The following is a 12415-nucleotide window of genomic DNA, read 5'->3' on the forward strand; positions in this document are numbered from 1 at the left end:
CGCAGGTCGTAGCCGGACCGGAACATCACCAGCGGACGGTCCCGCAGGTCGGAGATGTGCAGGTAGGGGCGGCGCGGCAGGCGGCAGCCGCGGCCCGCGAGGCGCCCGCCCACGCCCGGTTCGGCGGGCCGTCCCTCCGCCCCGGCGGCGGGCGAGGCGACCACCAGGTCCTCGCGCAGGATCGCGGTCGTGGACAGCGGCGGGTCGCCGTGCAGCGGCAGGATGACCAGCGCGAGGTCGAGCGAGCCGCGGGTCAGGTCGCGCACCAGGTCGCGGGAGCCGCCCTCCTCGACCAGCAGCTCGATGCCCGGGTAGGCGTCGTGGAAGCGGCGCAGCACGTCGCCGAGCAGCCCCGCGCACAGCGACGGCGTCGCGCCGAGCCGGACGCGCCCGCGGCGCAGCCCGGCGAGCTCCTGGACCTCCAGCCGGGCCGTGTCGACGTCGGCGAGGATCCGCTTGGCCAGCGGCAGCAGCGCCTCGCCCGCGGGGGTCAGCGTGATGTTGCCGCGCGCCCGGCTGAACAGGGACGCGCCGAGCTCGGTCTCCAGCGCCCGGATCTGCTTGGACAGCGACGGCTGGGCGACGCGCAGCAGCTCGGCCGCCTGGGTGAAGTGCCGGACCTCCGCGACCGCGACGAAGTAGGCGAGCTGCTGCAACTGCACGCTCACAGGGTAGGGGCAGGCCGCCTCCGCCTCCCCGCCCGACCCGTCGGGATGATCACTTTGGGCAGCGGAACGCGCGCCGAGCACGGAACCGGCGAGCGTTTCTTGTCACTTCCGGCACATCCGGCACATGAGAATCCCTCGCACCTGATCTACCGGCCCAGGTAAGAGCGCACTTATGCTGTCGCCGCCCGGTGCCGCACGTCCGTCCCGGCACGTCCGTCCCCGGGCCTTCCGTCCCGCCTCCGCCCCACTCGCACGGAGCTCGCATGAAGCGTCTGTTCACCCGGACCGCCGTGGCCGCCGGCCTCGGCGCGGCGCTCGTCGCCGGTCCCGCCGTCGCCGCCCGCGCCGACACCGCCCCCGCCTACACCCCGAGCGCCGCGGACTTCAAGAACTGCCCGGCGATCCCGCAGGGCGCGCAGTCCTGGCTGTGGAACTGCGTCGCGATCGTGATGACCGGCGGCGAGATGAAGCTCGGCGGCCTCACCCAGAAGATCACCACGCCGATCACCGTCCCGGTCGCGGTCGGCCTGCACGAGTGGAAGCTGCAGATCCGCACCCCGGACGGCGGCTTCCGCAGTGACCCGATCGCGATCCCCAAGGAGTCGGCGCCGCTCGGGCTGGACGGGTTCCAGGTCCGGGTCCAGCAGGCCGGGGCCATCACGCTCGGCAAGTACGTCCTGCCCGACAGCATCCCGCTGAAGCTGAAGACCGAGTTCACCAAGCTCGACCTGCTCGGCGACAAGTGCTACATCGGTAGCGACGCCCAGCCGATCGCCCTCACGCCGAACCTGTCGAACCTGTCGCTCAAGAACATGAACGGCACCTGGGTGATCCCCGCGAAGATCACCGACTCGGCGTTCTCGGTGCCCGCCGCCACCAACTGCGGCCTGCTCACCGGCGTGATGAACACGCTGGTCGGGCTGCCGAGCCCCACCGGCAAGAACCGCGCGGACATCGACGTCGCCATCCGCGTCAAGAACTACGCGTTCGGCCAGGTCACCGACGCGTTCGCGAAGGACCGGGGCATCACCTCCGGCAAGGTCCTGCCGTCGCTGAAGTCGGCGAAGGTGCCGGTCAGCCCCATCGCCTCCTGACCGGAGGCCCGAGACCAGGTCGCCGCGTTCGCTCCCCCGGACGCGGCGACCTGCTTTCCCCCCGCGACCGCAGCGCGGACGGTCAGCGGGCGTGGCGGCGCAGCGCCTGCAGGTCGTGGACGATGACGCTCCGCCGGCCCGTCTCGATCCAGCCGTGCCGCCGCAGCGTGCGCAGCGCCTTGCTGACCGCCTCGCGGGACGCGCCGACCCACCCGGCCAGCTCCTCCTGCGTCAGGTTCAGCGTGATCTGGACGCTCGCTCCGTTCACGCCCGTGTACGGGACGCCGAACCGCTCGGCCAGCTCGACCAGCCGCTGCGCGACGCGTCCGGTGGCGTCGAACATGCCGAACTCGACCCGGCCGCGGTCCGCCTCGCGCCACCGCTGGCACAGCATCTTCATGATGAGGAACGAGACGCGCGGGTTCGCGGTCAGGTAGGCGCGGAAGTCCGCCGTGGTGAGCGCCAGCGCCCGCGCGGGCTCCAGCGTCTTCACCGACGCCGACCGCGGCAGCTCGTCGATCGCGGCGACCTCGCCGAGCAGCGCCCCCGGCCCCCGGACGCCCAGCACCGCCTCTCCGCCCTGCTCGCGCGTCGAGAACGCCTTGACCCGCCCGGACAGCAGCACCGCCACCCAGAGCCCGTCCTCACCCTCGTGGAACAGCATCTCGCCGCGCTCGAAGGACCGCACACCGCCGCGGGACTCCAGGTCGGCCCGCTCGGCCGCGGTGAGCTCGGCGAGGAAGGAACCCGGCTCCAAGGCGCTCATCCCTCCACGCTAAGTCGCGGACGGCCCGAGGGGACCCACGACGCTAGAACAAATCAAGAGCCCTTTCTGTGTACTTCTACCTATTCACCGGGCTTTGTTCGAGCGAGGGTGGAGCGCGGCACGGTGGCCCAGATGTCACGGTGGCCGACGGCGTTCACGGGGAACGGCGGTGGCGACGGGCGGCGGTGACGGGGGCACGCCGCCCGCCGTCACGCCGCCCCCGTCCGCCGGAATCCGCGCGCCGGAATCCGCGCGCCGGAGGACGCGACGAGGGCCGCCGACGCGGAGGCCGAACGCGAGACGGCCGCCGGAAGCGTGTTCCGACGGCCGCCCGATGCCCGGGGTCACGAGGACGGGGTGTCCTGGCCCTTCTTCACGATGCCGAGCTTGGAACCGAGCCACACGACCGGGTCGTAGCGGCGTCCGACCACGCGCTCCTTCATCGGGATCAGCGCGTTGTCAGTGATCTTGATGCCCTCGGGGCAGACCTCGGTGCAGCACTTGGTGATGTTGCAGAACCCGAGCCCGTGGTCCTCCTGCGCGATGTTGCGCCGGTCCGCCTCGTCCGCCGGGTGCATCTCCAGCTCGGCGATCCGCATCAGGAACCGCGGCCCGGCGAACTCCGGCTTGTTCTCCTCGTGGTCGCGGATCACGTGGCAGACGTTGTTGCACAGGAAGCACTCGATGCACTTGCGGAACTCCTGCGAGCGCTCGACGTCCACCTGCTGCATCCGGAACTCGCCCGGCTGGGTGGCTCCCGGGTCGAACGACGGGATCTGCCGCGCCTTCTCGTAGTTGAACGACACGTCCGTCACCAGGTCCCGGATGACCGGGAAGGTGCGGACGGGCGTGACCGTGACGACCTCGTCCGGCTCGAAGGTCGACATCCGGGTCATGCACAGCAGCCGCGGCTTGCCGTTGACCTCCGCCGAGCACGAGCCGCACTTGCCCGCCTTGCAGTTCCAGCGGACGGCGAGGTCGGGGGCCTGCGTCGCCTGCAGCCGGTGGATGATGTCGAGGACGACCTCGCCCTCGTTCACCTCGACGGTGTAGTCGGTCAGCTCACCGCGGCCCTCGTCGCCGCGCCACACCCGGAACTTGGCCTGGTAGCTCACTGCTCGGCCTCCTCGTCAGCCTCGCCGTCCGCCGGATCCGCCGCGGCGCCCGCCGCCGTGCCCACCGGGTCCGGCTCCACCGGGCCGCCGGGCAGCTCCGCCGCGGTGAGGTACTTCTTCAGCTCGTCGGTCTCGAACAGCCCGATCAGGTCGGCCCGCATCGGCTCCATCGGCTGGCGGCGCAGCTCCACCCGCGCCCCGGTCACCGGGTCGGACGCGTCGCCGGACAGCCGGCACACCAGGTTCACCTTGCGCCAGTCCGCCGACATCGCCGGGTAGTCGTCCCGGGTGTGCCCGCCGCGGCTCTCCTGCCGTTCGAGCGCCGCCCGCGCGACCGCCTCCGACACCAGCAGCATGTTCCGCAGGTCCAGCGCCAGGTGCCAGCCCGGGTGGTAGCCGCGGCCCCCGCCGCCGTCCGTCCCCGCGCCGACCGCGACCGGCGCGACGCCGACCCGCGCGACGCGTTCGCGCAGCTTGTCGAGGGTCTCCATGGCCTCCCGGAGCTCGGACTCGGTGCGGATGATGCCGACCAGGTCGTTCATCGTCCGCTGGAGCTCGGCGTGCACCGCGTACGGGTTCTCGCCGTCCGGGCGGGTGAACGGGGCGAGCGCCTCCGCCGACGCCGCCTCGACCTCCGCGTCCGGGACGGCGGGCCGCGCGGCCAGCCCGTCCACGTACTCGACGGCCCCGAGCCCGGCGCGCCGCCCGAACACCAGCAGGTCCGACAGCGAGTTGCCGCCGAGCCGGTTGGAGCCGTGCATGCCGCCCGAGCACTCGCCCGCCGCGAACAGGCCCGGCACCAGCGCCGCGCCCGTGTCCGGGTCGACCTCGATGCCGCCCATCACGTAGTGGCAGGTCGGCCCGACCTCCATCGGCTCGGCCGTGATGTCGACGTCCGCCAGCTCCTTGAACTGGTGGTACATCGACGGCAGCCGCCGCCGGATCTCCTCCGCGCCGCCGGGCATCCGGCCGACCACGGTCAGGAACACGCCGCCGTGCGGCGACCCGCGGCCCGCCTTCACCTCGGAGTTGATGGCGCGCGCGACCTCGTCGCGCGGCAGCAGCTCGGGCGGGCGCCGGTTGTTGTCCGGGTCGTCGTACCAGCGGTCGCCCTCCTCCTCGGTCGTCGCGTACTTGTCCTTGAAGACCTCGGGGATGTAGTCGAACATGAACCGCTTGCCGTCGGAGTTGCGCAGCACCCCCCGGTCGCCGCGCACCGACTCGGTGACCAGCAGGCCCTTCACCGACGGCGGCCAGACCATCCCGGTCGGGTGGAACTGGACGAACTCCATGTTCAGCAGCGACGCCCCGGCGAGCAGCGCGAGCGCGTGCCCGTCCCCGGTGTACTCCCACGAGTTGGACGTCACCTTGAACGCCTTGCCGATGCCGCCGGTGGCCAGCACGACCGCCGGGGTCTCGAACAGCACGAACGTCCCGGACTCGCGGACGTAGGCGAACGCGCCGCAGACGCGCCCCCCGGCGTCCTTCAGCAGCCGGGTCACGGTCGTCTCGGCCCAGACCTTGATCCGCGCCTCGTAGTCGCCGTGCTCGCGGTGGTCCTCCTGCTGCAGCGCGACGACCTTCTGCTGCAGCGTCCGGATCATCTCCAGGCCGGTGCGGTCGCCGACGTGCGCGAGCCGGGGGTACTCGTGGCCGCCGAAGTTGCGCTGCGAGATCCTGCCGTCCTTGGTGCGGTCGAACAGCGCGCCCCAGGCCTCCAGCTCCCACACCCGGTCGGGGGCCTCCTTGGCGTGCAGCTCGGCCATCCGCCAGTTGTTCAGGAACTTCCCGCCGCGCATCGTGTCGCGGAAGTGCACCTGCCAGTTGTCGTTCGGGTTGGCGTTGCCCATCGCGGCCGCCGCGCCGCCCTCGGCCATCACCGTGTGCGCCTTGCCGAACAGCGACTTGGAGATGACGGCGACCCGCTTGCCCTGCAGGCGCGCCTCGATCGCCGCGCGCAGCCCCGCCCCGCCCGCGCCGATCACGACGACGTCGTAGGCGTGCCTCTCGATTTCGGTCATCAGGGGATCCTCAGTTGAACAGTCGCAGGTCGGAGATGGTGCCGCTGGAGACCAGCGCCACGTAGAGGTCCGCCACCACCAGCGACCCGAGCGTGATCAGCGCGTACCTGCCGTGGTCCTTGTTGATCTTGGAGACCTGGCCCCACATCCAGTACCGGACGGGGTGCTTGGAGAAGTTCTTCAGCCGGCCGCCGACGATGTGCCGGCAGGAGTGGCACGACAGCGTGTACAGCCACAGCAGGACGACGTTGGCCACCAGGATCAGCGTGCCGAGCCCGATGCCGAACCCGCCGTCCTTGCCGTGGAAGGCGCGGACCGCGTCCCAGGTGTTCACCAGGGAGATGAGGAACGCCGCCATCCAGAAGTAGCGGTGCAGGTTCTGGCCGATCAGCGGGAACCGCCGCTCGCCGGTGTACTTGCCGTGCGGCTCGCTGACCGCGCACGCGGGCGGGGACGCCCAGAACGAGCGGTAGTACGCCTTGCGGTAGTAGTAGCAGGTCAGCCGGAACAGCAGCAGGAACGGCAGCGAGATCGCGGCGAACGGGATCCAGCCGCGGGTCGAGGCCGGCAGGAACGTGCCGAGCTCGGCGGCGTCCCCGGTGTGGCCGTTGGCCGTGACGTTGTTGCAGATCTCGTTGAAGCAGGGCGAGTAGAACGGCGTCAGGTAGTGGTACTGGGGGACGTAGAACGCCGCTCCCCAGAACGCGCGGATGGTCGCGTACACCACCCAGGCCGTGAAGATCACCAGCGTGGTGAGCGGATAGACCCGCCAGTTGTCCCGCCGTAGCGTGCGTTCCTTGATCTGGGCGCGCGCTTTGCCCGGCGCCTCCACTGTGCTCATCGATCGCTCTCCTGAGCTCGGGTCGGGGGTTCTGGTCGAGTCCCCCGCGGGGTGGGTTCCCCGATCTCGCGCCTTCGGGGGATGTGACCCTACGCCACGGTCGCGCGACTGTGACACACATAACAATCACCGCAGCGTGTGACCCTGCACACATGCCCGGAGGGGTCCGTTCTCCCGCCGGACGGCGCTTCACTCATAACCTGCTTTTATGGCCAGAGGGAATCGAGACGAGTGCACGGAGGCATGATCACCGAACTCGGACGATGCGCTATAGGCGTCCGAAAACCACGAAGCCCCGCGACCGAAAACGGTCGCGGGGCTCCGTGGAGAGCGCGCGGTTACTTCTTCTTGCCGCCCACGGTGGCCTTGAGGAAGTCGCGGTTGAGGTTCGAGATCACGTCGAGGGAGATGCCCTTGGGGCAGGCGACGGTGCACTCGCCGGTGTTGGTGCAGCCGCCGAAGCCCGCCTCGTCGTGGGTCTCGAGCATGGAGACCACGCGGTCCCAGCGCTCGGGCTGGCCCTGCGGCATCAGGCCGAGGTGCGTGACCTTCGCGCCGAGGAACAGCGCTGCCGAGCCGTTCGGGCAGGCCGCGACGCAGGCGCCGCAGCCGATGCACTCGGCGGCCTCGAACGCGCGGTCGGCGTCCGGCTTGGGCACCGGGACGGAGTGCGCCTCGGGCGCGGTGCCGGTCGGGGCGGTGATGTAGCCGCCGGCCTGGATCATGCGGTCCAGCGGCGACCGGTCCACCACCAGGTCCTTGACGACCGGGAAGGCGCTGGCCCGCCACGGCTCGACGTCGATGACCTCGCCGTCCTTGAACTTGCGCATGTGGAGCTGGCAGGTGGTGGTCATCCGCTCCGGGCCGTGCGGGGTGCCGTTGATCACCAGCGAGCACATGCCGCAGATGCCCTCGCGGCAGTCGTGGTCGAACGCGACGGGCTCCTCGCCCTCGGTGATCAGCCGCTCGTTGAGGACGTCGAGCATCTCCAGGAACGAGGCGTCCGGGGAGATGTCGTCGAGCTCGTACTCGACCATCCGGCCCTCGTCCTGGGGGCCCTTCTGGCGCCAGATGCGCAGCGTGAGCTTCATTACTTGTACGACCTCTGCGTCGGGTGAACGTATTCGAACTCGAGGGCTTCCTTGTGCAGGACGGGCTTGGTCTCGCCGCCGCCCCACTCCCAGGCCGCCACGTAGGAGAAGTGCTCGTCGTCGCGCTTGGCCTCGCCGTCCTCGTCCTGGGACTCGGCGCGGAAGTGGCCGCCGCAGGACTCCGAGCGGTGCAGCGCGTCGATCACCATGAGCTCGCCGAGTTCGAGGAAGTCGGCGACCCGGCCGGCCTTCTCGAGCTCCTTGTTGAGCTCCTCGCCCTTGCCGGTGACCTTGACGTTCTCCCAGAACTCCTTGCGCAGCGCCGGGATGAGCTCCAGGGCCTTGCGCAGGCCCTCCTCGGTGCGCTCCATGCCGCAGTACTCCCACATGATGTGGCCGAGTTCGCGGTGGAAGGAGTCGACGGTGCGGGTGCCGTTGATCGAGAGCAGCTTCTCGACCTGCGAGCGCACCCGCTCCTCGGCCTCGGCGACGGCGCTCTCGGAGACCTCGCCGAGTCCGGTGTTGCGGGCGAGGTAGTCGCCGAGGCCGGTCGGGAGGACGAAGTAGCCGTCCGCGAGGCCCTGCATGAGGGCGGACGCGCCGAGCCGGTTCGCGCCGTGGTCGGAGAAGTTGGCCTCGCCGATGACGAACAGGCCGGGGATGTTGGACTGCAGGTCGTAGTCGACCCAGAGGCCGCCCATCGTGTAGTGCACGGCGGGGTAGATGCGCATCGGCACGTCGTAGGGGTTCTCGCCCGTGATGCGCTCGTACATCTCGAAGAGGTTGCCGTACTTGGCCTCGACGGTCTTGCGGCCGAGCCGCGCGATCGCGTCGGCGAAGTCCAGGTAGACGCCCTGGCCGCCGGGGCCGACGCCGCGTCCCTCGTCGCAGACGTTCTTGGCGGCGCGGGAGGCGATGTCGCGCGGCACCAGGTTGCCGAAGGACGGGTAGATGCGCTCCAGGTAGTAGTCGCGCTCGTCCTCGGGGATGTCGCCGGGGGCGCGCTTGTCGCCGGCCTCCTTGGGCACCCAGACGCGGCCGTCGTTGCGCAGCGACTCCGACATCAGCGTCAGCTTGGACTGGTGCTCGCCGGAGTAGGGGATGCAGGTCGGGTGGATCTGCGTGTAGCAGGGGTTGGCGAAGTAGGCCCCGTGCTTGTGCGCGCGCCAGGACGCGGTGACGTTGGAGCCCATGGCGTTGGTGGACAGGAAGAAGACGTTCCCGTAGCCGCCGGACGCCAGCACGACCGCGTCGGCGGTGTAGTGCTTGATCTCGCCGTTGATCAGGTCGCGGACGACGACGCCGCGGGCGCGGCCGTCCTCCATGATCAGGTCGAGCATCTCGTGCCGCGCGTGCAGCTCGACGTTGCCGGCGTCGACCTGCCGCATGAGCGCCTGGTAGGCGCCGAGCAGGAGCTGCTGGCCCGTCTGGCCGCGGGCGTAGAAGGTGCGGGAGACCTGGGTGCCGCCGAAGGAGCGGTTGTCCAGCAGGCCGCCGTACTCGCGGGCGAACGGGACGCCCTGCGCGACGCACTGGTCGATGATCTGGGTGGAGATCTCGGCGAGGCGGTGCACGTTCGACTCGCGGGAGCGGAAGTCGCCGCCCTTCACGGTGTCGTAGAACAGGCGGTGCACCGAGTCGCCGTCGTTGCGGTAGTTCTTGGCGGCGTTGATGCCGCCCTGCGCGGCGATGGAGTGGGCGCGGCGGGGCGAGTCCTGGAAGCAGAACTGGATGACGTGGTAGCCGGCCTCGCCGAGGGTCGCGCCGGCGGAGCCGCCCGCCAGGCCCGTCCCGATGACGATGACGGTCTTCTTGCGCCGGTTGGCGGGGTTGACCAGCTTGGCCTCGAACTTGCGGGTGCTCCAGCGCTTCTCGACCGGACCCGCGGGGGCCTTGGTGTCGACGACCGGCTCGCCGGTCTCGAAGAGGATGTCGGTCATGGTCAGCTCACCCATCCGAAGGTGACGGAGATCGGCACGGCGATGAAGCCGATCGTGACGACGACGGCGATGGCGGCGGCGAGGCCGCGCAGCGCGGCGTTGTTGCGGGGGGAGCGCAGCCCGAGGGTCTGGAAGGCGCTCCAGATGCCGTGGCGCAGGTGCAGGCCGACGAGCAGCACCGCGAGCACGTACCAGACGGTGATGTACCAGCGGGAGGCGTCGAAGTCGGCGACGACCCGGTCGTACGGGGTGGCGTCCGAGCCCTTGGGGTTGACGGCGTAGAACGTCAGGTCCAGCAGGTGCCAGATGACGAACAGCAGGATGATGATCCCGCCGTACCGCATGGTGTGGACGGCGTAGCCCTGCGCCTGGGACTTCTTCTTCCCGTGGTACTTCACGGGCCGGGCGTGCCGGGCGCGCTTGGCGAGGGAGACGGCCGACCACATGTGCAGCAGCACGGACGCGCCGAGCACGATCTCCAGGATCGTCAGCAGGGTGCGCCGGGGGACGGCGGGCTCTCCCATCGTGCGCAGCCACTCCGCGTAGTGGTCGAAGCTGCTCGCGCCGAGGAAGATCTTGAGGTTCCCGATCATGTGCGCGATCAGGAAGCCGACGAGGATCGCCCCCGTCACCGCCATGACCGCCTTCTTGCCCACGGTCGATCTGTAGATCGCAGTACTCGCTATAGCCACAGCCCGGAACGGTATGTCTGCCTGGGCTGAGAGGGCCAAGTCATGGTGGCACTCGTTTCGATAGCCGCTGGCTATGGGCCGTGTCCGACCTGGGGTTCGTGACCGTTCGGTGACACCCCGAGGTGTCCGACCTCACACGCCGACAGGGAACTACGCGTCGTAGTACATCATGCTCTACAGCGTGTAGTAGATAAAACCGCAGGTGACGTGGGTCACAATGTCCCTCGGTCGGCCCATGGTGATCAGCGGTGGGACAGCAGGAGGACGGCGAGGTCGTCGGTGAGCGCGTCCCCGTTGAGCCGCTCGACGCCCGAGACCAGGTCGTCCAGCAGCGCGCGGCCGACCATGCCCCGGCCGGACGCGTCGCGCGCCAGCTCCACCAGGCCGTCGGTGCCGAGCCGCTCGGACGAGCCGTCCCCGGTGAACCCCTCGATCAGGCCGTCGGTGTAGAGCATCAGGCTCCACGCCTCGCCGAGCTCGACCTCGGTCATCGGCCAGTCCGCGTCCGGCAGCAGGCCGAGCGCCGGGCCGTGCGCGTAGTCCGGCAGCGCGCTCACCCGGGCGTCCGGCCCCCGGCCGGTGAACAGCAGCGGCGCGGGATGCCCGGCCAGGTACATGCGGGCCGTCCGGCGGGACGGCGCGACCGTCACCATGCACAGCGTCGTGAACGTCTCGTCGTCGCGCCGCTCGTGCCCGAGGACGGTGTCCAGCGTGCCGAGGAGCTGCTCGCCGGTGTGCCCGGCCAGGACCAGCGTCCGCCACGCCATCCGCAGCTGGACGCCGAGCGCCGCCTCGTCCGGGCCGTGCCCGGAGACGTCGGCGATCATCAGGTGGACGGCGCCGCCCTCGGTCTGCACGGTGTCGTAGAAGTCGCCGCCGAGCAGCGCCCGGGACCGGCCGGGCCGGTACCGGGTGTGGTGCGTCAGGGACGGGTCGTCGATCAGCGGGACGGGCAGCAGGCCGCGCTCCAGCCGGGCGTTCTCGGCCGCCATCAGCCGGGCCTGGACCAGCCGCCGCTCGCTCTCCTCGGCGCGCCGCCGCTCGATCCCGTACCGCACGGCGCGGGCCAGCAGCGGACCGTCGATCTCCCGTTTGACCAGGTAGTCCTCGGCTCCGGCGGCGAGCGCGCGCAGGCCCAGGGACGCGTCGTCCACACCGGTCAGCACGATCACCGCGGCCGTCCCGGACACCGCCAGCATCCGGCGCAGGCCGGTCAGCCGGTCGCCCTCGGGGCCGGACAGGTCGACCAGGATGCACTGCGTCCGGCGGGTCACCCGGTGGACCGCCTCGTCCACCGAGGCGGCGGCGGTCAGCGCGACGTCCAGGCCGGCCTCGGCCAGCATCTTGCCGACCGTCCGCACGTCCGCGGAGTCGTCGAGGACGGCCAGCAGCTCGACGGTCTCGGGCTGGCCTGAAGCGGACGGGGCGGGACTGCGGAAAGAGCTCACGACCCGACGGAGGCTAGCCGGTCAGGGGCGTGCGGCGCACCTTGGCGGACCGGTGTGCGCGGCCGGAAATCCGCGCCGCCCGGGGCTCTGGCGGCGGAAAAATGAGTCGTGGGGCCGCCGTGCCGCCGCTTACCTTCGCAGGGTGAAGGACCTGCCAGTGACCGACCCGGGGACGCCCGACCACAGTTCCGCGACGCGCTACCTGCTGTGGCTGGGGCGCGTCCAGCGGCGCAGCGTGCTGGGGGTGGCGGCGCTGGGGACGGTGTTCTTCCTCTCCCAGGCGCTGATGCCCGCCGCCATCGGCCGTGCCATCGACGCCGGGGTGGCGGGCGGTGACACCGGCGCACTGCTGCGCTGGGCGGGGGTGCTGGCCGCGCTCGGCGTGGTGCAGATGGTGTCCAGCGTCACCCGGCACCGGATGGCCGTGTTCAACTGGCTCTCGGCCACCTACCGGACGATCCAGCTCGTCACCCGGCAGACGACCCGGCTCGGCGCGACGCTGCCGAAGCGGCTCACCGCGGGGGAGGTCGTCAGCGTCGGCATCTCCGACGTCGCCCGCATCGGCGACGTGCTGGACATCCTCGGCCGCGGCACCGGATCGGTCGTCGCGATCGTCGTGGTCGCCGTGCTGCTGCTCGTGACGTCCTGGCCGCTCGGCCTGGTGGTGCTGGTCGGGGTCCCGGTGATCCTGGCGCTCGCCGCGCCGCTGCTGCGCCCCTACGAGCGCCGCGAGGACGCG

At 70.9% G+C, this 12415-nt stretch carries 11 protein-coding genes; 2 read left to right on the top strand and 9 right to left on the bottom strand.

Annotated features, from left to right (window positions below):
- On the bottom strand, positions 1 to 662 hold a 662-nt coding region (locus AB0J52_RS11685), incomplete at its 3' end, for a LysR family transcriptional regulator (protein ID WP_500181533.1).
- Positions 663 to 931: 269 nt separating this feature from the next.
- Here AB0J52_RS11685 and AB0J52_RS11690 point away from each other — a divergent pair.
- Complete coding sequence (locus AB0J52_RS11690; protein ID WP_500181534.1) at positions 932 to 1762, top strand: hypothetical protein; 831 nt, start codon at positions 932 to 934, stop codon at positions 1760 to 1762.
- An 82-nt stretch (positions 1763 to 1844) separates the two neighbouring features.
- Here AB0J52_RS11690 and AB0J52_RS11695 read toward each other — a convergent pair whose 3' ends face one another.
- The 8 genes from AB0J52_RS11695 to AB0J52_RS11730 all read right to left on the bottom strand — a co-directional run bounded on the left by AB0J52_RS11695 (position 1845) and on the right by AB0J52_RS11730 (position 11676).
- Entirely contained in the window at positions 1845 to 2528 is a 684-nt protein-coding gene (locus AB0J52_RS11695; protein WP_500181535.1) for a Crp/Fnr family transcriptional regulator, read from the bottom strand.
- A 344-nt stretch (positions 2529 to 2872) separates the two neighbouring features.
- The gene (locus AB0J52_RS11700; protein ID WP_500181536.1) at positions 2873 to 3643 is read right to left on the bottom strand and encodes a succinate dehydrogenase/fumarate reductase iron-sulfur subunit; all 771 of its coding nucleotides are present in this window, start codon (positions 3641 to 3643) and stop codon (positions 2873 to 2875) included.
- Entirely contained in the window at positions 3640 to 5664 is a 2025-nt protein-coding gene (locus AB0J52_RS11705; protein WP_500181537.1) for a fumarate reductase/succinate dehydrogenase flavoprotein subunit, read from the bottom strand. Before AB0J52_RS11705 ends, AB0J52_RS11700 begins: the two co-directional genes overlap by 4 nt.
- A gap of 10 nt (positions 5665 to 5674) precedes the next feature.
- Positions 5675 to 6505 carry a succinate dehydrogenase subunit SdhC gene (gene sdhC / locus AB0J52_RS11710; RefSeq protein ID WP_500181538.1) on the bottom strand — a complete coding sequence of 277 codons (831 nt, stop codon included), beginning with the start codon at positions 6503 to 6505 and terminating at the stop codon, positions 5675 to 5677.
- Positions 6506 to 6843: 338 nt separating this feature from the next.
- Positions 6844 to 7596, bottom strand: coding sequence for a succinate dehydrogenase/fumarate reductase iron-sulfur subunit (locus tag AB0J52_RS11715; protein ID WP_500181539.1), 753 nt, complete (start codon positions 7594 to 7596; stop codon positions 6844 to 6846).
- Positions 7596 to 9536, bottom strand: a complete 1941-nt coding sequence (locus tag AB0J52_RS11720) for a fumarate reductase/succinate dehydrogenase flavoprotein subunit (protein ID WP_500181540.1) — start codon at positions 9534 to 9536, stop codon at positions 7596 to 7598. Before AB0J52_RS11720 ends, AB0J52_RS11715 begins: the two co-directional genes overlap by 1 nt.
- 2 nt (positions 9537 to 9538) lie before the next feature.
- Complete coding sequence (locus tag AB0J52_RS11725) at positions 9539 to 10192, bottom strand: succinate dehydrogenase cytochrome b subunit (RefSeq protein WP_500181541.1); 654 nt, start codon at positions 10190 to 10192, stop codon at positions 9539 to 9541.
- A 278-nt stretch (positions 10193 to 10470) separates the two neighbouring features.
- Positions 10471 to 11676 (bottom strand): PP2C family protein-serine/threonine phosphatase, encoded by a 1206-nt coding sequence (locus AB0J52_RS11730; protein WP_500181542.1) that lies wholly within the window; start codon positions 11674 to 11676, stop codon positions 10471 to 10473.
- A gap of 142 nt (positions 11677 to 11818) precedes the next feature.
- Between AB0J52_RS11730 and AB0J52_RS11735 the strand changes: the two genes are divergently transcribed.
- A partial coding sequence (locus AB0J52_RS11735; RefSeq protein ID WP_500181543.1) for an ABC transporter transmembrane domain-containing protein occupies positions 11819 to 12415 on the top strand: 597 nt, incomplete at its 3' end.

The organism is Spirillospora sp. NPDC049652 (genome assembly GCF_040675125.1).
Lineage (GTDB): Bacteria > Actinomycetota > Actinomycetes > Streptosporangiales > Streptosporangiaceae > Spirillospora.

Coding starts and splice junctions, on each gene's coding strand:
- AB0J52_RS11690 (WP_500181534.1), top strand. CDS start 932: ATGAAGCGTCTGTTCACCCGGACCGCCGTGGCCGCCGGCCTCGGCGCG.
- AB0J52_RS11695 (WP_500181535.1), bottom strand. CDS start 2,528: ATGAGCGCCTTGGAGCCGGGTTCCTTCCTCGCCGAGCTCACCGCGGCC.
- AB0J52_RS11705 (WP_500181537.1), bottom strand. CDS start 5,664: ATGACCGAAATCGAGAGGCACGCCTACGACGTCGTCGTGATCGGCGCG.
- sdhC (WP_500181538.1), bottom strand. CDS start 6,505: ATGAGCACAGTGGAGGCGCCGGGCAAAGCGCGCGCCCAGATCAAGGAA.
- AB0J52_RS11715 (WP_500181539.1), bottom strand. CDS start 7,596: ATGAAGCTCACGCTGCGCATCTGGCGCCAGAAGGGCCCCCAGGACGAG.
- AB0J52_RS11720 (WP_500181540.1), bottom strand. CDS start 9,536: ATGACCGACATCCTCTTCGAGACCGGCGAGCCGGTCGTCGACACCAAG.